Source organism: Kitasatospora sp. RG8, assembly GCF_017813315.1.
GTDB lineage: Bacteria > Actinomycetota > Actinomycetes > Streptomycetales > Streptomycetaceae > Kitasatospora.
Map to the genome: position 1 here is coordinate 345,500 of NZ_JAGIYX010000001.1, position 20,064 is coordinate 365,563.

Annotated in this window: 18 protein-coding genes; 5 read left to right on the top strand and 13 right to left on the bottom strand. The window is 75.4% G+C overall.

Annotation, left to right across the window (positions count from 1 at the left end):
* Positions 1–125: 125 nt before the first annotated feature.
* The 3 genes from J5Y04_RS01520 to J5Y04_RS01530 form a co-directional block, all read right to left on the bottom strand.
* A complete protein-coding gene (locus J5Y04_RS01520; protein WP_209409263.1) occupies positions 126–899 on the bottom strand; it encodes a tRNA-dependent cyclodipeptide synthase in 774 nt (257 codons plus the stop codon).
* Positions 900–1,400: 501 nt separating this feature from the next.
* Complete coding sequence (locus tag J5Y04_RS01525) at positions 1,401–2,846, bottom strand: pyridoxal-dependent decarboxylase (RefSeq protein ID WP_209409999.1); 1,446 nt, start codon at positions 2,844–2,846, stop codon at positions 1,401–1,403.
* 83 nt (positions 2,847–2,929) lie between these two features.
* Positions 2,930–4,396, bottom strand: a complete 1,467-nt coding sequence (locus J5Y04_RS01530) for a diaminobutyrate--2-oxoglutarate transaminase family protein (protein ID WP_209409266.1) — start codon at positions 4,394–4,396, stop codon at positions 2,930–2,932.
* 159 nt (positions 4,397–4,555) lie between these two features.
* Between J5Y04_RS01530 and J5Y04_RS01535 the strand changes: the two genes are divergently transcribed.
* From J5Y04_RS01535 to J5Y04_RS01545, 3 genes are all read left to right on the top strand, one after another.
* Positions 4,556–5,182 (top strand): class I SAM-dependent methyltransferase, encoded by a 627-nt coding sequence (locus tag J5Y04_RS01535; RefSeq protein WP_209409269.1) that lies wholly within the window; start codon positions 4,556–4,558, stop codon positions 5,180–5,182.
* Positions 5,183–5,210: 28 nt separating this feature from the next.
* On the top strand, positions 5,211–5,522 hold the full coding sequence (locus J5Y04_RS01540; RefSeq protein ID WP_209409272.1) for a hypothetical protein: 312 nt from the start codon (positions 5,211–5,213) through the stop codon (positions 5,520–5,522).
* A gap of 65 nt (positions 5,523–5,587) precedes the next feature.
* Positions 5,588–5,914, top strand: coding sequence for a DNA-binding protein (locus tag J5Y04_RS01545; protein WP_245204095.1), 327 nt, complete (start codon positions 5,588–5,590; stop codon positions 5,912–5,914).
* Positions 5,915–5,917: 3 nt separating this feature from the next.
* Here J5Y04_RS01545 and J5Y04_RS01550 read toward each other — a convergent pair whose 3' ends face one another.
* On the bottom strand, positions 5,918–6,643 hold the full coding sequence (locus tag J5Y04_RS01550) for a response regulator (protein ID WP_209409275.1): 726 nt from the start codon (positions 6,641–6,643) through the stop codon (positions 5,918–5,920).
* Positions 6,640–8,322 carry a sensor histidine kinase gene (locus tag J5Y04_RS01555; protein WP_209409278.1) on the bottom strand — a complete coding sequence of 561 codons (1,683 nt, stop codon included), beginning with the start codon at positions 8,320–8,322 and terminating at the stop codon, positions 6,640–6,642. The genes J5Y04_RS01550 and J5Y04_RS01555 overlap by 4 nt, the downstream gene beginning before the upstream one ends.
* Before the next feature lie 185 nt (positions 8,323–8,507).
* On the opposite strand from J5Y04_RS01555, the gene J5Y04_RS01560 reads away from it, so the two are divergent.
* Positions 8,508–9,950 (top strand): cation:dicarboxylate symporter family transporter, encoded by a 1,443-nt coding sequence (locus J5Y04_RS01560; protein ID WP_209409281.1) that lies wholly within the window; start codon positions 8,508–8,510, stop codon positions 9,948–9,950.
* A 214-nt stretch (positions 9,951–10,164) separates the two neighbouring features.
* Here J5Y04_RS01560 and J5Y04_RS01565 read toward each other — a convergent pair whose 3' ends face one another.
* Positions 10,165–11,121, bottom strand: a complete 957-nt coding sequence (locus tag J5Y04_RS01565) for a hypothetical protein (RefSeq protein ID WP_209409283.1) — start codon at positions 11,119–11,121, stop codon at positions 10,165–10,167.
* A 45-nt stretch (positions 11,122–11,166) separates the two neighbouring features.
* Positions 11,167–11,826 (bottom strand): RNA polymerase sigma factor, encoded by a 660-nt coding sequence (locus J5Y04_RS01570; protein ID WP_307852875.1) that lies wholly within the window; start codon positions 11,824–11,826, stop codon positions 11,167–11,169.
* 317 nt (positions 11,827–12,143) lie between these two features.
* Here J5Y04_RS01570 and J5Y04_RS01575 point away from each other — a divergent pair, with 317 nt between their 5' ends.
* On the top strand, positions 12,144–12,518 hold the full coding sequence (locus J5Y04_RS01575; RefSeq protein ID WP_209409287.1) for a hypothetical protein: 375 nt from the start codon (positions 12,144–12,146) through the stop codon (positions 12,516–12,518).
* A gap of 172 nt (positions 12,519–12,690) precedes the next feature.
* Here J5Y04_RS01575 and J5Y04_RS01580 read toward each other — a convergent pair whose 3' ends face one another.
* The 6 genes from J5Y04_RS01580 to J5Y04_RS01605 all read right to left on the bottom strand — a co-directional run bounded on the left by J5Y04_RS01580 (position 12,691) and on the right by J5Y04_RS01605 (position 19,918).
* Positions 12,691–13,281 (bottom strand): ATP/GTP-binding protein, encoded by a 591-nt coding sequence (locus tag J5Y04_RS01580; protein ID WP_209410003.1) that lies wholly within the window; start codon positions 13,279–13,281, stop codon positions 12,691–12,693.
* Between the two features lie 163 nt (positions 13,282–13,444).
* On the bottom strand, positions 13,445–13,774 hold the full coding sequence (locus J5Y04_RS01585) for a DUF742 domain-containing protein (RefSeq protein ID WP_307852895.1): 330 nt from the start codon (positions 13,772–13,774) through the stop codon (positions 13,445–13,447).
* Between the two features lie 101 nt (positions 13,775–13,875).
* A complete protein-coding gene (locus J5Y04_RS01590; protein WP_209409293.1) occupies positions 13,876–14,286 on the bottom strand; it encodes a roadblock/LC7 domain-containing protein in 411 nt (136 codons plus the stop codon).
* Complete coding sequence (locus tag J5Y04_RS01595; RefSeq protein WP_307852876.1) at positions 14,283–17,015, bottom strand: nitrate- and nitrite sensing domain-containing protein; 2,733 nt, start codon at positions 17,013–17,015, stop codon at positions 14,283–14,285. Before J5Y04_RS01595 ends, J5Y04_RS01590 begins: the two co-directional genes overlap by 4 nt.
* A gap of 343 nt (positions 17,016–17,358) precedes the next feature.
* Positions 17,359–18,177 (bottom strand): MHYT domain-containing protein, encoded by an 819-nt coding sequence (locus tag J5Y04_RS01600; RefSeq protein WP_209409296.1) that lies wholly within the window; start codon positions 18,175–18,177, stop codon positions 17,359–17,361.
* A gap of 376 nt (positions 18,178–18,553) precedes the next feature.
* Complete coding sequence (locus J5Y04_RS01605) at positions 18,554–19,918, bottom strand: cytochrome P450 (RefSeq protein ID WP_209409299.1); 1,365 nt, start codon at positions 19,916–19,918, stop codon at positions 18,554–18,556.
* Between the last annotated feature and the right edge of the window lie 146 nt (positions 19,919–20,064).

Genomic DNA, 20,064 nt, shown 5'->3' on the forward strand with positions numbered 1-20,064 from the left:
GAGAAGCACTGTGGGACGGGCAGCGTGGTGGGGAGGGAAGCGCCGCGGTGGGGCGGGAAGCGCCACTGCGGACGGAGCCGGCGCCGCAGGAGGGCCGCGCTGCGGGAAAGGGGCCCGGGACGGGCTCAGGCGGCGCGGGCCGGCTCCACGGCGGCCGCGGCCCCGATGCCGACGGGCCCGGACGGCGCCGCCGGGCGGACCACCGCGTACCCCTGGGCGGGCGCCGCACGCAGGCCATCGTCACGGCCGAACAGAACGGGGGTGAGCGGCAGTTGGAGGTGGTAGCAGCTGACCGACGAGGGCACTCCGAGCAGTGCCGGGGTGTCCAGGAAGAACGGCAGCTCGGCGGTGATGTACCGGAGCCCGGCGGCGAGTTGCGGCTCGTTCGGGGCCAGCCCCTCGTCCATCCGGGCGGCCAGGAAGCCCCGCGCCATCCCCTCGGCCGCCTCGCGGAACTCCCGGTCGGTGCCGAGCGCGTCGACGGCCTGCCGGTGCAGCCGCCGGTACACGGGGTGGCCGGCGAACTCGGAGAGCGCGTGCATCCGGACGCCGTCGGGCGAACCGGCCTCCTCGGCTCCGCGGGCGATCCGCCGGGCGGTGGCCTTGACCTCCTTGACGGCCCGGCGCTCGGCCCGTTCGGCGTCGTAGCCGAAGGCCTCGTACTGCGCCCCGACGTGCAGGTCGGCGTGGACGATGTCGATCCGTTCGAAGAACTCCCGCCCCCACCCGATGAGTTCGGCTATTCGACGGTGGCTGAAGTAGCTGTTTCCCGGACTGACACCGATCAGCAGGTGGTCGCCGCGCCGCCAGATGTCCCGGCAGCGGTCGGAGAACGGCAGTGCCTCGTACGTGTTCGTATCGATGGTGAAAGTGCTTTCGCCCGGGAGGGTTTCGCGCATGCCTTGCCTCCGCTTCGCAGGATTGTTCAAAGGATTTGGCCTCACGTGGTTCACGCGGTTTTTACCGGGGTTCACCGAAGTGCACGGCGGATAGGCGGAGTTCACCCGGCTGTAAGGGTGGGCTCACCGCGTGCGGATGGCGCGCGCCTGGTCAGACGGCCTGCACCGGAGAGCCGTGTGCTCTTGGTGGGGCGGTGACCACATGAAGTTACCGCCGCTCTTCGGGATCTCCGCAAGCCCTGCCGGGGGGTTGGCGAAATCTGATCTCCGGGCGGCTGGAATCGGCCTGTACTCCCACGGAAACGTATGTCCACGGAGGCTTTTCCGGGGCGGCCGGATATCCCCCGGACAGCATGTCACGCCAGTGTGGATTCCTCCAACATCCGGCCGCGGAAAAGGCGTTGGTTCTGAATGCGGCGCGCGGCGGGCGAGGGCGCCGTCCCGCCGACGCCCGCCGTCAGGCCGGCCCGCGGCGGGACGGCCGCCGTCCTCCGGCCGCCGCTACTCCGGCCGGATCTCCCGACCGGTGCGGACGACCGCGTGCAGCAGCTCGCCCACCTCGGCGGCGGTGGTGTGCGGGTTGAGCAGGGTCAGCTTCAGGCGGACCCGGCCCGGGCCCTCGCCGGGGAGTTCGGTCCGGCCGACCACCGCGCGACCGGTGCGGAGCAGCGTCCGGCGCACCTCGGCGTTGACCTCGTCGAGCACGGCCTGGTCCTGATCGCCGGGCGGGCGGTAGCGGAACACCACGGCGGTGAGGACGGGTTCCGCGTGCAGTTCCAGTTCGGGCTCGGCACGGACGGCTCCGGCGGCGTCCAGGGCCAGCTGGTGGCAGGCGTCGACCAGCCGGCCGAGTCCGGCACGGCCGAGCGTGCGCAGGGTGACGGCGATCTTGAAGGCGTCGGCACGCCGGGTGGTGCGCAGCGACCGGCCCAGCAGGCTGGGGTAGCCGGCCTGCTCGTCGTCGGCCGGGTTGAGGTACTCGGCGCGGCGGGCGAGCGACACGTAGGTCTCGGCGCGGCGGACCAGGAAGACCCCGGCGGCGGCCGGCTGCCAGCCGAGCTTGTGCCAGTCGAGGGAGACGGAGTCGGCGCGGGCGATGCCGTCGAGCAGCGGGGCGAGGCGGTCGGAGAGCAGCGCGCCGCCACCGTAGGCGGCGTCGACGTGCAGCCAGGCGCCGTAGCGGGCGGCGAGGTCGGCGGCGGTGTGCAGCGGGTCGATCGCGCCGGTGTCGGTGGTGCCCGCGGTGGCGACGACGGCGATCGGGGTATGCCCGGCCCAGCTGGTCTCGGCCAGGACGCGGGCCAGGCCGTCCGGGTCCATGCGCAGTTCGCGGTCGACGGGGACGGGGACGACGGCGCGTTCGCCGAGGCCGAGCAGGGCGGCGGCGCGCTGGACGGAGAAGTGCGCGGCCTGCGAGGCGATGATCCTGGGCGTGGCACCGGCCGGGAGGCCGTCCAGCTCCACGATGCCGTCGAGCTTCTGGTCGCGGGCCAGCATCAGGCCCATCAGGTTGGACTCGGTGCCGCCGGAGGTCAGCACGCCGGCCGCGTGGGCCGGGTCGTAGCCGACCAGGGCGGCGAGCTCGGCGAGCAGCGCGGTCTCCAGCGCGGTGGCGGCGGGGGCCTGGTCCCAGGAGTCCTGGGAGGGGTTGAGCGCGCTGACGGCGAGGTCCGCGGCGGCCGCGACGGCCAGCGGCGGGCAGTGCAGATGGGCGGCGCAGGCCGGGTCGGCGGGGTCGGCGGCGCCGAAGGTGAGCAGTTCGGTGAGGGTGGCGAGCGCCTGCGGGCCGTGCGCGCCGGCCAGCCCCTCCGCGACCCGGGCGGCGATCCCGGCCGGGTGGCCGGCGGGCAGGGGGCCGACGCGCCGGGCGGCCCCGGCGTCCAGCGCGTCCAGCACGGTGGCCAGCAGGGGGCCGAGCGCGGCCGGGCCCGCCGTGCCGCCGGCCAGCGCGTCGAGCGGCGCGGCCGGGTCGTCGGGGAGGCCGGACTCCTCCGGCTCCCCGGCGGGGCCCGGCCCGCCCACGGGCCCGCTCACCGGGCCCCCGCCACGCCCGAGGCCGCGCCCTGCGACGTGCCCTGCGCCGAACCCGACGTGGTGCCCGGCACGACCGGGACGTCGGCCCGGGCGGCGGCGGCGATGGCGTCCGCGAGCCGGTCGAGGACGGCGCCGGCCTGCTCGTCGGTGATGGTGAGCGGCGGCAGCAGGCGCAGCACCGCGTCGTGCCGGCCGCCGAGTTCGACGATCAGCCCGCGTGCGAGGCAGGCCTCGCGGACCCGGACGGCGAGGGCGGGCGCGGCCGGGCGGGCCCCGCAGCTGTCCGGTTCGGCCGTCGGGTCGACCAGTTCGACGCCGATCATCAGCCCGCGTCCGCGGACGTCGCCGATCACCGGGAGCTCTCCGGCCAGTGCGCGCAGCCGCCCGGTCATCCGGGCGCCGACCAGCGCGGCCCGCTCGGCCAGCCCGTGCGCGGCGACGTACCGGAGGGTGGCCGCGCCGGCCGCCATGGCGAGGGTGTTGCCGCGGAACGTGCCGGTGTGCGCGCCCGGGCGCCAGCCGTCGTACTCCGCGCGGTAGACGACGACGGCGAGCGGCAGGCTGCCGCCGATCGCCTTGGAGAGCACCATGGCGTCCGGGACGATCCCGCTGTGCTCGACCGCCCACATCGCGCCGGTGCGGCCGACACCGGTCTGCACCTCGTCCACGATCAGCGGGATGCCGCGCTCGGCGGTGATCCGGCGCATCGCGCGCAGCCAGTCGTCGGGGGCGGGGACGACGCCCCCCTCGCCCTGCACGGCCTCCAGGACCATCGCCGCGGGCCGCACGACGCCGCCCGAGGGGTCGTCCAGCAGCCGCTCGGCGTAGGTCGCGGCGAGCGCGGCGCCTGCCTCGCCACCGACCCCGAACGGGCAGCGGTAGCCGTACGGGTAGGGCAGCCGGGTGACCTCGCCACCGCCCGGCAGCGGCTCCTTGACGGCGACGTTCCCGGTCAGCGCGAGGGCTCCGGCGGTCATGCCGTGGTAGGCGCCGGTGAAGGCCAGGGCGCCGGAGCGGCCGGTGGCGGTCTGCATCAGCTTGAGCGCGGCCTCGACGGCGTCCGTCCCGGCGGGCCCGCAGAAGTGCACCCGGGCCTGTTCGGCGAACTCCCGGGGCAGGCTCTCGAACAGGGCGGTGGTGAAGTCGTCCTTCTCGGCGGTGGCGAGGTCCAGCAGGTGCAGCGGGGCGCCGCTGTCGAGGGTGCGGCGGATCGCCTCCAGGACGACCGGGTGGTTGTGGCCGAGCGCCAGGGTGCCGGCGCCGGAGAGGCAGTCGAGGTAGCGGCGGCCGTCGGCGCCCTCGACGGTCATGCCGTGGGCGCGCACCGGGACGATCGGGAACGAGCGGGCGTAGGTGCGGGCGGCGGACTCGCGGACGCGCTGGCGGCGCAGGATGGCGTCGCCGCCCTGGGCCTGGGCGGGGACGGCGGCGGGCCCGGTGGCGGGGACGGCGGCGAGCGTCAAGGCGGACTCCCGAGAAGTTAGGTAAGCCTAACTTTACTTCCCTGGCCTGGCCGGATGCGCCCCGGGGGGGCGAGAACCACCCGCGCGGGTGACCCGGATCCCGCCAGTCCAACGAGCGGCCGGGCCGGAGGTTACGGCCCTCGCGCTACCCTCGCCCCCATGTCCCCCTCCACCCCCGCCTCCCCCTACGAGGCCGAACTGGCCCGCACCCGCGCGTTCTTCGGCGCCCGCGCCGCCGACTGGGACGCCCGCTTCCCCGACGACGGCCCGCGCTACGCCGCCGCGATCACCGAGCTCGGCCTGCGGGAGGGCGACTCCGTCCTCGACGCCGGCTGCGGCACCGGCCGTGCGCTCCCCCTGCTGCGCGCGGCGACCGGCCCCTCCGGCCGGGTCCTCGGTGCGGACGTCACCCCCGAGATGCTGCACGAGGCGGCCACCCGCCACCCCGGCACCGCAACCCTGCTGCTGGCCGACTGCGCCCGCCTCCCGCTCCCCGACGCCACCCTCGACGCCGTCTTCGCCGCCGGCCTGATCTCCCACCTCCCCGACCCGGCCCGCGCCTTGCGCGAACTCGCCCGCGTCTGCCGCCCCGGCGCCGCGCTCGCCCTCTTCCACCCCGTCGGCCGCGCCGCCCTCGCCGCCCGCCACGGCCGCGAACTCACCCCCGAGGACCTGCGCGCCGAGCCCAACCTCCGCCCCCTCCTGACCGCCGCCGGCTGGCGACTGGACAGCTATACGGACACGAACGACCAGTACCTCGCACGGGCGACACGGGCCAACCCCTAGTTGACACCGCCGGTGGTAACCTGGCCGCATGTCCGAACCGATGGATGCGGCGCCGGCCTCGCGCCCGGTGAAGAAGTACAGCGTTTCGATGCCCGAGGACGTGGCCGAGGAGGTCCGCACCCGAGTCGGAAAGGGGTCGTTCAGCGCTTACGTCACTGCCGCGGTCAGACAGGCGATAGAGCGCGAGCGCCTTGCCGAACTGGTCGACGACTACGTCCGCCGCAACGGTGAGATCCCTGAAACCGCCCGGGCCCAGGCCGCCCGCGAGGCCGAGGAAGCAGAGCGGAGGTACGCTCAGTGGCTCGCCGAACAGGAGAGCAACGAGTCCCTGGCAAGCTGACGCCGGGAGCGCTGGTGCTCGACAGCGAGGGCCTCTCCCGCGCGGTCGCCGAAGATCCCCTCGTGATGGCCCGGATCGACCACGCCAAGACCCACGGCGCCAGGGTCGTCATCAGCACGCTCACCCTGATCGAGGCGATGAATCCGCAGCAGCCGCAGCCCCGTTGGGACTTCGTCGTCTCCCGGCTCAACGTCGAGGAGGTGACCCGGCAGTTGACCCACCGGGCCATGGAGCTCCTCAGGGCAGCCGGGCTGCACGGGCACAAGTACGCGATCGACGCCGTCGTCGCAGCCACCGCGATGGCGCAGCCGGGGCCCGTTCGGCTCCTCACCAGCGACGTCGACGACATGGCCAAGCTCTGCGACAAGCGGATCATGCTGATCCCCGCCTGACCCTCACCCGCCCCCGCCGCCCGTCCAGCGGTAACAGAGCTCCGGGCGGCCCACGTTGCCGTACTGGGGTTCGCGGGCGGCGAGGCCGCTGTCGACGAGGTGTTCGAGGTACCGGCGGGCGGTGATCCGGGAGACGCCGGCGGCGGCACCGGCGGCGGCCGCGGAGAGCCCGGTGCGGGCGTCGCGCAGGACGGTGGCGACGGTGTCCAGGGTGGGCGCGCTCAAGCCCTTGGGGAGGGCGGTGCGTTCGGGGGTGCGCAGGAGGGAGAGGGCCTGGTCGACCTCGTCCTGGCCGGTGGCCTCGCCGGTGCGGGCGAGGGTGTCGCGGTAGCGGGCGTACCGCTCCAGGCGGTCGTGCAGGGCGGCGGCGCTGAACGGCTTCAGCAGGTACTGGACGACGCCCGCCGAGACGGCCTGGCGGACCATCGCGAGGTCGCGGGCGGAGGTGACCGCGATGACGTCCGTGGTGTGGCCGGCCGCGCGCAGCGTGCCGCAGAGCTGGAGGCCGTGCCCGTCCGGGAGGTAGAGGTCGAGCAGGGTGAGGCCGACGGGGGTGCCCGCGGCGCGGGCGCGGTCGAGGAAGCGCAGCGCGTCCGCGCAGCTGTGCACCGTCCCGGCGGCCCGGAAGCCCGGCTCGCGCTGGACGTAGAGCGTGTGGGCGGCGGCGGCCACCGGGTCGTCCTCCACCACCAGGACGGAGATCTCGGGCCGGGACGGGGGGCGGGTCACGACGCCACCGCCTCGAACCGCCCGGGTACCCGGACCAGCGGCAGCCGCACGGTGAGCACCGCGCCGCGGTCCCGGCCGACCTCGACGGTGCCGCCGTTGCGCCGGGCGGCCTGGGCGACGAGGGCCAGACCCAGCCCGTGCCCGCGGCCGTCCTGCTTGGTGCTCCAGCCGCGCCGGAACACGTCGTCCACGGAGGCCGGGTCGATGCCGGCGCCGGTGTCGGCGACCCGCAGCAGCAGGTGCCCGCCGTCGCGGGGCGTGGCGTCGATCCGGGCGGTGACGGTGACCTCGGGCGGGTCGGGGCTCTCGGCGGCGCCGGCGATCGCCGCGTCCACCGCGTTGTCGACCAGGTTCCCGAGGACGGTGATCAGGTCGCGGGCGGAGAGGCCGGGCGGCAGCACGCCGTCGTCGATCCGGCTGTCCTCGGTGAGCGTCAACTCCACCCCGCGCTCGGCGGCCTGGGCGGCCTTGCCGAGCAGCAGCGCGGCCAGCACCGGCTCGCCGACGGCGGCGACCACGCGGTCGGTGAGCTGCTGGGCGAGGGCGAGTTCGGCGGTGGCGAACTCCACCGCCTCCTGGTGACGCCCGAGTTCGATCAGCGAGACGACGGCGTGCAGCCGGTTGGCGGCCTCGTGCGCCTGCGCGCCGAGCGCCTCGGTGAAGCCGCGCACGGAGTCCAGCTCCCCGCTCAGCGACTGGAGTTCGGTGTGGTCGCGGAGGGTGAGGACGCGGCCGAGGCCGGTGCCGATGGTGGAGGTGTTGAGCACCACGACGCGCTCGGCGGTGAGATGGACCTCGTCCCGGACCGGCTCCGCCCCGAGCACGGCCGCCACCAGCGCCTCCGGCAGCCCCAGCCCGTCCACCGGGCGACCCTCCAAGTCCCCGGTCAGCCCGAGGAGTTCACGGGCCGCGTCGTTGCAGAGCACCACCCGGTGGCGGCGATCGAGCAGCACCAGGCCCTCGCGCACCGAGTGCAGGGTGGCCTGGTGGTACTCGTACAGGTGGCTGAGCTCGGCCGGCCCCATGCCGTGGGTGTGCCTGCGCAGCCTGGAGTTGGCGAGGTAGGTGCCGAGCCCGCCGAGCGCCAGCGCGGCCACCGCCACCCCGACCAGGGCGAGCAGCGGCCCGCTCAGCTGCGCGGAGATGGACTTCACCGTGATCCCCGCACTGACCAGCGCCACCACCCGGTGCCGCTCGTCGAACACCGGGGTCACCACCCGGACGGACGGGCCGAGCGTCCCGGTGTACGTCTCGCTGCGGGTCTCCCCGGCGAGCGCCCAGTCGATGTGGCCGAGGAAGGTCCTGCCGATCTGCTCGGGCAGCGGGTGGGTCCAGCGCACCCCGGCGGTGTCCATCACCGTGATGAACGAGACCCCGGTGTCGGCCCGGACCTGTTCGGCGTACGGCTGGAGGACGGCGGTCGGGTCGGGCCCGGTGACGGCGGCCCGGACGGACGGCGAGTCGGCGACCGCCTCGGCGACGGCGGTGACCTGGCTGCGCGCCGCGGCCTCGGTCCGGTCGGCGGTGAACAGGTAGGCCAGCACGGCGCCGCCCGCCACCACGGCGGCGACGATGACCACCTGGACGACGAAGAGCTGTCCGGCCAGGCTGCGCACCAGCCGGCGCGGCGTGCCGGGCACCGGCCGACGGCGCGGCGTGGGGAGCGTGCGCGGGGACATGCCTGCCAGTGTGCACCACGGCCGGGCCCGGTCCGGGCGGCCTGCGGACCGCGGGGAGGGGCGGACCCGGCGCGGGCGCACGTGAACTCTATGAACGCAAACGTGACCCCCGTCACCCCGCGGCCCCATAGTCGGAGCGGCCCACCACCCGGGGCCGCCAGGACTGCATGGCGAAGGAGCCGCAGATGTCGATCACCGGAGCAGGACCGCAGGCGGGGGTCAGACGGAAGGACCGCACCCACTACCTCTATCTCGCGGTGATCGCGGCCGTGGTCGCGGGCGTGGTGGTCGGCCTGGCCGCACCGGGGTTCGCCGTGGAGCTGAAGCCGGTCGGGACGGGCTTCGTCAACCTGATCAAGATGATGATCAGCCCGGTCATCTTCTGCACCATCGTGCTCGGCATCGGCTCGGTGACCAAGGCCGCCAAGGTCGGCAAGGTCGGCGGCCTGGCCCTCGGCTACTTCCTCACCATGTCGACGGTGGCACTGGCCATCGGCCTGGTGGTCGGCAACCTGCTGGAGCCCGGCGGCGGACTGCACCTGACCGCCGCGCTGGCCAAGTCCGGGCACGCCCAGGCCGCCGCCGGAGCCGCCCAGTCCACCACCGACTTCCTGCTCGGGATGATCCCGACCACCATGCTCTCGGCCCTCACCGAGGGCAAGGTGCTGCAGACCCTGCTGGTCGCCCTGCTGGCGGGCTTCGCCCTCCAGGCGATGGGACCGGCCGGCACGCCCGTCCTGCGCGGGATCGAGCACGTCCAGCGACTGGTCTTCCGGGTCATGTCGATGATCATGTGGGTGGCCCCGGTCGGCGCCTTCGGGGCCATGGCGGCGGTGGTCGGGGCGACCGGCACGGCCGCACTGAAGAGCCTCGCCGTCATCATGATCGGCTTCTACATCACCTGCGCGCTCTTCGTGGTCGTGGTGCTCGGCACGCTGCTCCGGCTGGTCGCGGGCGTCAACGTGTTCACGCTGCTGCGCTACCTGGGCCGCGAGTTCCTGCTGATCCTCTCCACCTCCTCCTCGGAGAGCGCGCTGCCCCGGCTGATCGCCAAGATGGAGCACCTGGGCGTCAGCCGCCCGGTCGTCGGCATCACCGTTCCGACCGGCTACAGCTTCAACCTCGACGGCACGGCGATCTACCTGACCATGGCCTCGATCTTCATCTCGGAGGCGATGGACAAGCCGATGTCGCTGGGCGAGCAGGCCTCGCTGCTGGTCTTCATGGTGATCGCCAGCAAGGGCGCGGCCGGCGTCACCGGCGCCGGGCTGGCCACCCTGGCCGGCGGGCTCCAGTCCCACAAGCCGGCGCTGGTGGACGGCGTCGGCCTGATCGTCGGCATCGACCGCTTCATGTCGGAGGCCCGGGCGCTCACCAACTTCGCGGGCAACGCCGTCGCCACCGTGCTGATCGGCCACTGGACCGGCGAGTTCGACCGCGAGCGGGCCCGGCAGGTCCTGGCGGGCGAGGTGCCGTTCGACGAGCGGACGCTGGTCGACGCGCACGGCGCTCCGGACTCGCCCGCCGACCCGGCCGCGCCGGGGACCGCCGGCGCCCCGGACGCCGCCCCCGCGCTGCCGGGCGCCGTTCCGCCGCAGGGCGGCGCACCGAGCACGACGGCCGCCTGACCGCCGCTCCCCCGGCCACCACACTCCCCGGCCCGGCGCCGCAAGCCCAACCCCCCGGGCGGCGCCGGGCCGGGGTCCGTCCGCACCGGGCCGGGGGCCGTGCCCGGCCGCGCCCGGGTCCGCGTCGCACGTGGCCGGCGTCCGCGTTCGCGCCGGGCCCGGGCGTACGCGTCAGGGCCCGGGATCCCTCCCGCGCCGGGCCCGGGCGTACGCGTCAGGGCTCGTCCGAGCCGCTGACCGCCCAGCTCAGACCGGTCGCCGGATCCTCCATCGCGACGTGCACGTGCCGCAGGTCGTCCGCCGGGTCGCACCAGGTGAAGCACCGCATCCGGGCCACCAGGGCGTTCACCTCCACACGGTTCGGCCCCTCCCCGCCGGCCATCGCGCCGAGCGCCCGCCAGAGCGCCAGCCGGCCGTCCGCCGAGCCCTGCGAGCGCTCCGCGGAGCCCGCCTGGACCAGCACCGGATAGGCGATCGCGAACGGGAGGTACCCGCCGGTGACCCGTCGCCCCGGAGCCAGCTGCCCCGCCGCCTGCGGCGCCGGGCCCCGGACGCAGGCCACCTCCGCCCACTCCGCCAGCGCGGCCAGCGCCCGCGTCGCCCGTTGTCCGCGCAACCGGCCGCCCGGCTCGGGCAGCAGCACCGGGCCCAGGCCCTCCCGGGTGGCGGGGAGCGTGAGCAGTGCGCTGCGCGAGCCGCCACGCGGCAGGTAGTCGCGGACCCGGGTGCCCTCGCCCCAGCCCGCGCACTCCCAGGGTTCCAGCACCAGCGGGACGCCCTCCGGATCCGGTTCGGCGCCGTGGGAGAGGTCATCGCCGAGCAGCACCCGGGTGTGCGCGACCAGCCGTCGCACCCGCGCCGGGCCGAGCAATGGGGCCAGCCGCAGCCACGAGTGCCGGGTGGCCAGCACCTCCCACAGCGGCCCGGAGTCGTGGTCGGCCACCCCGGCGGCGGTCCCGGGGCCGCCGTCCGGATCGAACAGGCGGACGGCCACCTCGGGCGGCGCGGCGTACGCGATCAGATGGCCGAGCGGCGCGGTGACGGCCGCCGCCCGCTCCTCGCCCGCGCGCGCGACGGCGACGGCGCGGGCCTGCCGGTAGGAGCCCAGCAGTTCGGGCCAGCGGCCGTCCTCGACCAGGGTGCGGAGCCGGTGCTCCTCGTACGCGATCACGATGCGCAGCGTACGGGCCCCGGCGGCACATCAGCTGACATGTCGTCAGCCCGGTGCGTCGGGCCGGGGCGCCGGCAGCGTCACGTCGCTGCCGCCGTGGCCGCCACGGCCGCCCTCGCCGTCCCCTCCACCGGCCTCGCCGTCGGCCTCGCTGTCGACCTCCCCGTCGGCCCCGCCGCCGGCCTCCCCGTCGGCCCGCCCGCACGCGGGCCCGGGTTCGCGCCGGCCGGGTTCACGCTCGCGTTCGAGCAGGGCCCGGAGCCGGCCCAGCGCGCGACGGCGGGTGACGGCCAGCGTGGACCTGTGCACACCCAGCAGGGCGGCCGCCTCGTCGACCGAGTACCCGTCGAGGTCGACCAGCGCCACCGCGCGGGCCTGCTTGACCGTGAGGCAGCCCAGCAGCCGGACCACCTCCCAGTGCGCCTGCAACTCCCCCAGCCCGCCCCCGAGCGGATCCGTCCGGGCGCGCTCCCCCTCGAAGGGGTCCGGCACGACCAGCCGCCGGCGGTCCCGGCGCCACTGGTCGCGCACGAGGTTCGCCATCGTGGTGACCGCATAGGCATAGGGCTGCGGGTGCCCGAGGAACCGCCCGGGCCTGCGGGCGATGCGCAGATAGGCCTCGTGCACGACGTCCCCGGCCGCACAGGGACTCCCCACGAGGGAGACGGCCGCCCGGTGGAGCCGCGGCAGCATTTCCGTGAACACCCGGTTGAATTCCGCCGATTCCGGATCGACCGCCAGGGGCGCCGCCGCTCCGGGAGCAGCAGCGACGCCCGAATCCCGCCCACTCCGGCACCGGCCGGTGAATTCCATGCCGCTCCCCTCGGAAATCGGCACCCCGAAGGCACGGTTGACGATCCGATCGCCGACCGGCCTGTGACGCACATCACATCATAGTTCGTCATCTCACCGTGCGCAGTTATTCGTGTGCAATGCGTCATCTCCCGGGCGGGGCAGGGGAATTGCCGGAGTCTGCCGCCGCCCGGCCGGAGGGCAGGCACCACGAGCGAGGAGAGATCACCATGTCAGGTTGCATCGCCCGGAACACCGCCAGGCTCGGGATGGTGGCCGCGGCCGCCCTCGGCGTGCTCGGCACCACGACCCTGCCGGCCGGAGCCGCCGCACCGGCCGCCGACCAGAGCATCTCCGCCGGCCCGGCCGCCGCGGCGCCCGCGGTCGCCACCGCCTCGTACCACTGCACCATCACCGCCGACTACGGCTGGCGCTGGGAGGGCAACTGCCGGATCTACTCCGGCCAGCTGCGCACCATCACCTACTGCGCCAACGGCACCTCCACCACCGGCCTCTGGATCGGCGCCCGGCCCGAGCCGTGGGCGGTCTGGGGCAACTGCCCGGGCTCCCGCTGGACCAGGATCGTCTTCCAGAGCCGCGGCTGACCCGACTCACGACCGGCCGGGCCACGACCGGCCGGGCCGCCCGACCCGCCCGCGGCAGCACGCCCGGCCGACGGGCACCGACGGCGCGAGGGGTGCCACCCGTGCGGGTGGCACCCCTCGCGCCCTGCCGCGCAGGGCCGTCGGCACGCCCCGGGGCGCGTCCGGCTCCGAATCAGCCGGGGGGCGCCCCCGCGTCGGCCAACAGACGGGCGGCGTGCACCCGGCCGGCGTGCTCGACCAGGTTGATCAGCACCTCCTTGCCCGAGGCGCGGCGACGCGCATCGCAGAGCACCACCGGGGTGCCGGACTCCAGGTCCAACGCCCGGGCGACCTCGTCCGGCCCGTAGTCCCGGGTGCCGGCGAAGCGGTTGACCGCCACCACGAACGGGATGCCCCGGTGCTCGAAGAAGTCCACGGCGGGGAAGCAGTCCGTCAGCCGGCGGGTGTCGGCCAGCACCACCGCGCCGAGCGCGCCCTGCGCCAGCTCGTCCCAGAGGAACCAGAACCGGTCCTGGCCCGGGGTGCCGAAGAGGTAGACGGACAGCCCCTCGCGGATGGTGATCCGGCCGAAGTCCATGGCCACCGTGGTGGTGCTCTTCTGCTCGACCCCGCCGGTGTCGTCCACTCCCCTGCCGGCCTCGGTGAGCAGCTCCTCGGTGCGCAGCGGGCGGATCTCGCTGACCGAGCCGACCAACGTGGTCTTGCCGACTCCGAACCCGCCCGCCACCAGGATCTTCAGGGCGAGCACCGGGGAGTCCGCCAGAGGCTCCTCCTCGTCCTCGGGTCCGGGGCCGGGGCGGGGTCCGGGTCCGGGTGGGCCGTCCCCGTACAGGCGGTCCGCGGAGGAGCGCTCGCGGTGCGGCCGGTCGGTGCAGGGCCCGTCGGTGCTGGACCCGTCGGCGTGCGGGTGGCCGTGGTGCGGGTGGTCAGAGTGCGCGGAGTCCATGGACGACCTCCTGGAGGATGCGCTCGTCAGGGAGCAGTGCGGGCGGGACGGGGCGGCCGACCCGGATGTACCCGGCCGCCAGCAGGTCGCCGAGCAGCACCCGGACCACGCCGAGCGGCAGGTCGAGGCCGGCGGCGATCTCGGCCACCGGAAGGCCGCCGCCCCGGCAGAGACCGAGGATCCGGGCCTGCTCGGGCCCGACCGGCAGGTCCGGCGCGTCGGGGAACCCGGCGGGGTCCGGGACCTCGCTGACCACCAGCGCGATCAGGTCGAACTCCGGCCCGCTGGGCCTCGTCCGTCCCCGTGTCATCGCGTACGGGCGGACCAGCGGCCCGGCCTCGTCGTCGTACCAGTGCGAGCGGTGGGCGGCGGCGAGCGGGTTGCGGTGCTGGTGCGGACGCGGCACCGGGTTCACCGGCCGTCCGCGCTGCGCGGTGGTGTGAACAGGTGCTCGCCGACCCGGCGGACCAGTCTGGCCATCTCGTAGGCGACCAGGCCGAGGTCGGCGTCGGCGGTGGAGAACACCGCCAGGCAGGTGCCCTCGCCCGCGGCGGCCACGAACAGGAAGCCGTGCTCCAGCTCCACCATGGTCTGGCGGACCTCGCCGGCCCCGAAGTGCCGCCCGGCCCCCTTGGCCAGGCTGTGGAAGCCGGAGGCGACCGCGGCCAGGTGCTCGCCGTCCTCACGGCCGAGGCCGGCCGAGGTGCCCATGGCCAGGCCGTCGGCGGAGAGCATCACGGCGAACCGGATCTCAGCGACGCGCGAAACCAGCTCGTCGAGAAGCCAGTTGAGCTCTCCCGCGCGGTGGGTGGTGCCGATCATGGGCGCTCTCCTTCAGGGTGGTGCGGTGGGAGTGGGTGGTGCGGGGGTGGCGGTGTCCGGTCCGGACGCCGGCCCGGACGGCTGTCCGGCCACCGTCGCTCCGGGAGCCCGTCCCCTCGGTCGTCCGGGCCCTTGCCCCGGGCCCAGCCGGCCTGGAAGGCGGACATCGCGGCGCGGGCCGCCTCCGGGTCCCGGCCGGGCTCGCGCGCGCCGGTTAGGCGACGGCGGCCGGGCCGCGGCGGCGGGGCCTCGCGCAACTGCGGGACCAGGCTGGCCTGGCGGACCCGCCGGGGCAGTCCGTCCGGTTCCGCGGGCCCGGCCCGCCCGGTGAGCCTGGCCGGCTCCGCGGGTCCGGCGCCCGGCCGGGCGGTGGGGGCTGCCGCCGGGCCGTCCGCCCGGGCGCCGGAGGCCCGGAACGGGACCGGGCGCAGGACCCCGGGGTCGCCGCCCCGGGCTCCGAACGCCAGCAGCGCCCCGCCCTCCGACGACGGCCCGGTACCCGGCAGCCCGCCCGCCGGGGTGGACCCGGGCCTCACGAAGACAGGCCCGGGTCCGGGCCCGGACGGCACGGAGTCGGGCCCGGACGGCACGGACTCGGGCCCGGACGGCACGGAGGCGGGCCCGTCGGCATCAGCCACGTGGAAGGCGTGTCCGGTGTACCGGTACCCACCGGTCGGCCGTCCGGTGGGCCCACCCACCGCGGGTTCGACATCCAACTCCGCTACCACTGAAGGGCGTTCCCTGCGCCCCCGCGGGCCGTCACCGGCCAGCAGGACGGTGGGCAGCAGCACCACGGCGGTGGTCCCGCCGTAGGCGGAGGTCTGCAACGACACCCGGACACCGTGCCGCCGGGCCAGCCGGCTGACCACGAACAGGCCGAGCCGGTCGCTGTCGAAGAGATCGGTCTGCTCGGCCGCGGCGATCCGCCGGTTGGACTCGGCGAGCACCTCCGGCCCCATCCCGAGGCCGCGGTCCTCGATCTCCAACGCGTAGCCGTTGCCGACCCGTTCGCCCCGGATGTGCACCCTGGTGTGCGGCGGCGAGAAGCCGGTCGCGTTCTCGACCAGTTCCGCGACGAGGTGGGTGAGGTCGGCGACGGCCTGGCCGGTGACCGCCACGTGCGAGAACCGGTGCACCTCGACGCGGGCGTACTCCTCGACCTCGGAGACCGCGGCGCGCACCACGTCCAGCAGCGGGACCGGCTTGCGCCAGGCCCGGCCGGGGGCCGCACCGGAGAGGATGATCAGGCCCTCCGCATGGCGGCGCATCCGGGTGGTGAGGTGGTCCAGCCGGAAGAGGTCGGCCAGCTCGGCCGGGTCCTCGGTCCGCCTCTCCATGGCGTCCAGCAGGGTCAGTTGGCGGTGCACCAGCACCTGACTGCGCCGGGCGAGGTTGACGAAGACCCCGGAGACGCCGGAGAGCACCTCGGCCCGTTCGACCGCCGCGGTGACCGCCGCCCGCTGGACGGTGCCGAGCGCGCCGTGCACCTGGCCGATCTCGTCGCCGCCGTGGACCGGCGCGGACACCTCCGCGTCGATGTCCACCTCCTCCCCCGCGCGCAACCGCCTGATCGTGGCGGGGAGTTTGCGTCCGGCCAGCTCAAGTGCCGAGTTCCGCAGGCCGATCAGCTCGGTGACCAGCCCGCGCCCGATCTGCACCGAGATCACCAGTGAGGCCACCACGCCGACCAGCCCGAGCAGCACGGCCAGCCCGGCCGGGGTGAACAGGCCCAGCGCGTACGGGTCCTCCCGCTCGGACGCCGCCCGGCCCGCCGCGTCCTCGACGGCGCGCAGGTCGCTGGCGACGTTGCCGACCGTCACCGACCACCGGTCGGACGGGACGGCGGCCACCGCGGCGCGACCGTCGGCGGCGGCGCGGACCCTGTCCTCGTAGGAGGTGAGGTCCCGGTGGTCCTGGCCTCCGGTGACGGCGAGCAGGGCGGCGCGGTCCCCGGGGCGCAGATCGGCGGCCGAACCCTGCTCGAACTGGCGGCGGGCGAAGGCGGCACCGGAGAACTCCCGCAGTTGCTCCTCGGTGAGGCCGCCGGCGAGCTGGGCGGTGCGCAGCAGGGCGTCCTCGCGGCTGAGGAGTTCACGTGAGCGGGCGAACTCCAGCAGCACCCGGGCGTCCGAGGCGACCCGGTGGTCCTGCATCGGTGTGAGCGCGCCGGCCACCCCCAGCGCCCGGTCCACGGCGGCACCGTACGCGGCGTAGGCCTCGGGCCAGCCGACACGGCGGGCCAGCACCCGGCTGCGCAGCTCCGGCAGCCCGCCGGCGGCCGCGCCGAGCGCGTCGAGCCGGGCGACGGCCTCCGGGCCCAGTCCCAGGGCGTCGGCCCGGTTGTACCCCTGCCCGCCCTGCCCGCCCTGCCCGTTGTCGTTCTGACCGTTGTCACCCTGACCGTTGTCGTCCTGCCCGCCGGGCCCCTGGCTTCCCGGGGCCCGGCCGCCGCCCGCCCGGGTGTCGAAGAACAGCGGGGCGAGGGCACGGTCGGTCACGGCGGCGGCCTCGCGCAGGGCACTCTCCCGGGTGGCCCCGGGGGCGGCCAACACCTGTCCGGCGGCGGCGCGTTCGGCCTGGAGCCCGGCCACGGTCGCGCCGACGGGGGTGAGGACGGTGCGCTGGGCCTCGCGCAGTCGCATCAGCTCCCAGACGTCCTGGGCGGCGGTGACGCTGGCGAACCCCCAGAGCGCCAGGACGGAGACGACGGGGACCATCAGCAGCGCCACGATCCGCGCCCGCACGGTCCGGGGTCGCAGGCCGCGGAGCCCGCGCGGCCCGGGACGGGGGCTGCGGCGGTCGACTTCACGAGCCGGCCGGGCGGGCGGCCCGGCGTGGGCACCCCGGCGGGTACCGGGTGCGGTGCCGCGGCTTTCGCGCATGGGTGAGGAGCCTTTCGGGCGGGGTCGGTCGGTGAGGGGGATCCGTGCAGTGGAGCGGCGGAGGAGTCCGGCGAAGGTCCACGACGGCCGGCTTCCGGCCTCGGGCCTCGGGCCTCGGGCTTCCGACGCCGACGGCCGAATTCCGGCGGCCGGCGTCCGCGGACGGCCACGGCCGGGGCGGCCGGCCTGCTCAGGCCGCGCGGTGGTGCTCCCCCGGCGCCGGGCTCGCGGCCGTCGTCGGGAACTCCTCGATGGTCAGCTCACCCGCCTCCCGATAGGCGGCACGCTCCTGGGCCGTCGGGGAGAGGGCGACGAAGGCCGAGGTGAGGAAGAGGAAGGAGCCGAGGCCGACCGCGAGCGGAAAGACGAACTCCATCGGTGCGGCCCCGCCGAGCCCGCTCCGGACGGGCTCCAGGTGGACGTGGACGGCGGCCATGCCGGTGTAGTGCATGCAGCTCACCGCGAGGCCCATCACGAGCGAGGCGCCCACCGCGGCGTACACGTTGCGGATGGTCACGGCGGCCCAGAGGGCGGCGGTGGCGGCGCCGACGGCGATCAGCACGGAGAGCGCCACCGTGCCCGGGTCGTAGTGCAGGCCGCCGTGCAGTCGCAGGGCCGCCATGCCGAGGTAGTGCATCGCGGCCACGCCGAGGCCGGTGGTGAGCCCGCCCGTCAGCAGTGCCAGGCCCCGGTGCCGCCCGTAGCCGACGGCGACCGTCCCGAGCCCGGTGACCAGGACCGCGACCAGCAGGCTGAGCACGGTCAGCGGGACGTTGTAGCGCAGCTCCGTGCCGTCGACCGCGAAGCCGAACATGGCGACGAAGTGCATCGTCCAGATCCCGGACCCGATCGCGGCGGCCGCCGTGAGCAGCCAGTTCCGGCGCGAGGCTCCGGAGGCGGCGAGGCCGCGCAGGGTGCAGCGCAGACCCAGCGCGGCCCCGGCGCACGCGACCACGTAGGAGAGTGCGGGCGTGAGCCAGCCGGAACTGAAGTGGTTCATCGTGCCCATGGGACCTCCGGTCGACCGGTCGGGCCCGGGGCGGTGGACGCCGGGCCCGGGCTCCCTGGGCCGGGCGGACTCCGCGTGGAGGGCGTCGGGCGGTGACCGCTCCGGGCCGGTCGGGACCAGTCCGGGGGATCGATCACCCGTCATATGCCAGCCGCACGTGCGCTTCCGGTCCGGGGTGCGTGGGACGCTATCGGGGCCCCGAACGGGTTACACGAAGATGTGAAAAGCTGCCCGCGCCGTGCGGGCGCTGTGTTCGAATGGGTTGGTCCTGTGCCCGCGCGCCCCGTCCCGGGCGCCCGGTCCGGCCCCGGGCCCGGCGCGGTCAGCCCCGGGCCCACGGCCTGAGTACGGCGGGGAACGGACGGCGACGGCCCCGTCAGCGCGGCGCGACCCGAATCCGCATCGGGCTGTCCACCCGCAGCGTGATGCCCTGGCCGAGCGCCACCCGGCGATCGATCACCTCGAAGTCGAAGTCGCGCAACAACACTCCCAGGGCGAGCACCGACTCCAGCATCGAGAAGTGCTGCCCGATGCAGGCCCGCGGCCCGCCGCCGAACGGGTACCAGGCGTACCGGTGGCGTCCCTTCTCCCGCTCGGGCAGGAAGCGGTCCGGGTCGAACCGCTCCGGCTCCTCCCAGTGGTCGGGGTGCCGGTGGGTCGCCAGCGGCATCAGCAGCACCTGCGCACCGGCCGGGATGACGTGCCCGTCGATCACCGTCTCGTTCACCGCCCGGCGCCCCGTCGCCGAGGCCGCCGGGTAGAGCCGCATCGCCTCCTTCACCACCCGGGTGAGGTACGGCAGCGCGTCCAGGTCGGCAGCGGTCGGCTCGCGTCCGGCGAGCACCGACTCGGCCTCCTCCTGGGCCCGGCGCCGCTCCTGCGGGTGCCCCGCCAGCAGGTGGAGGGCGAAGGCGAGCGAGGTGGCCGTGGTCTCGTGGCCCGCCAGCAGGAAAATCAGCACCTGGTCGCGCAGCTCCGCGGGGTCGAGCTGCTCGCCGTCCTCCCCGCGCGCGAGGGTGAGCAGCGCCAGCAGGTCGTCCGACCTGCTCCCGGCGTCCGGACGGAGGGCGCGCTCGGCGATGATCCGGTCGCAGACCGCGTAGAGGTCCCGCTGCGCCCGGGCGCCGCGCCGGTTGGCGGGGGTCGGCCAGCCGCGCGGTGTGCGGACGGGCGAGAATCCGCGTCCCAGGATGTACTCCCCCAGTGCCGGGAAGCTGCGGCGCACGACGTCGACCGCCTCCTCCGCGTCGGCGCCGAACAGGATGCGGGAGACCGTGCGCAGCGCGAACCGGGACATCTCGTCGGCCGCGTCCACCACCCCGCCCGGCACCGTCCTCCAGCGCTCGGCCAGTGCCTGCACCTCCAGGGCGATCGCATCCGCGTAGCCGTCGACCCTGCGGCGGGTGAAGAGCGGCTGGATCAGCCGGCGCTGGCGCTGGTAGTCGTCGTCCTGGCTGGTCAGCAGGCCGTTGCCGACGCTGGTCCGCAGCTCGTCGTAGAAGGCGTGCTCCTTGCGGAAGTTGGCGGCCTCGCTGCCGAGCACCTGCTGGACGCCCTCCGGCGAGAAGATCAGGAAGAACTCGGCCCTCAGCCCGGGCGGCCCGGCGGTGATCCGGACGACGTCACCGTAGTCGCGCCGGGCCGCCAGGTAGGTCCGCAGCGGGCGGCGGGTCAGGTCGAACATCGAGCCGATCAGCGGGAGTCCGGGCGGGCCGGGCACCCGGGCGTTCGCGGTGGTCATCTGGGCCTCCTCCAGTGGCGACCCACCAAAGTAACTGACGAGTAGTCATCGGTGAAGGGCACGCCCCGGGGCGGCCGCGGTCCTCCCGCGGCCGCCCCGGGGCACGACGCCCCGTCCTGCCCCGCCTCGCCCTGCCCCTCCGGCCC

What these genes read in the sequence shown, in the direction of transcription:
- J5Y04_RS01535 (WP_209409269.1), top strand. Translation starts at nt 4,556, where the DNA reads ATGTCCCCCTCCACCCCCGCCTCCCCCTACGAGGCCGAACTGGCCCGC.
- J5Y04_RS01600 (WP_209409296.1), bottom strand. Translation starts at nt 18,177, where the DNA reads ATGGGCACGATGAACCACTTCAGTTCCGGCTGGCTCACGCCCGCACTC.
- J5Y04_RS01585 (WP_307852895.1), bottom strand. Translation starts at nt 13,774, where the DNA reads ATGACACGGGGACGGACGAGGCCCAGCGGGCCGGAGTTCGACCTGATC.
- J5Y04_RS01545 (WP_245204095.1), top strand. Translation starts at nt 5,588, where the DNA reads ATGGCCCGGATCGACCACGCCAAGACCCACGGCGCCAGGGTCGTCATC.
- J5Y04_RS01605 (WP_209409299.1), bottom strand. Translation starts at nt 19,918, where the DNA reads ATGACCACCGCGAACGCCCGGGTGCCCGGCCCGCCCGGACTCCCGCTG.
- J5Y04_RS01575 (WP_209409287.1), top strand. Translation starts at nt 12,144, where the DNA reads ATGTCAGGTTGCATCGCCCGGAACACCGCCAGGCTCGGGATGGTGGCC.
- J5Y04_RS01540 (WP_209409272.1), top strand. Translation starts at nt 5,211, where the DNA reads ATGTCCGAACCGATGGATGCGGCGCCGGCCTCGCGCCCGGTGAAGAAG.
- J5Y04_RS01590 (WP_209409293.1), bottom strand. Translation starts at nt 14,286, where the DNA reads ATGATCGGCACCACCCACCGCGCGGGAGAGCTCAACTGGCTTCTCGAC.
- J5Y04_RS01520 (WP_209409263.1), bottom strand. Translation starts at nt 899, where the DNA reads ATGCGCGAAACCCTCCCGGGCGAAAGCACTTTCACCATCGATACGAAC.
- J5Y04_RS01560 (WP_209409281.1), top strand. Translation starts at nt 8,508, where the DNA reads ATGTCGATCACCGGAGCAGGACCGCAGGCGGGGGTCAGACGGAAGGAC.
- J5Y04_RS01555 (WP_209409278.1), bottom strand. Translation starts at nt 8,322, where the DNA reads ATGTCCCCGCGCACGCTCCCCACGCCGCGCCGTCGGCCGGTGCCCGGC.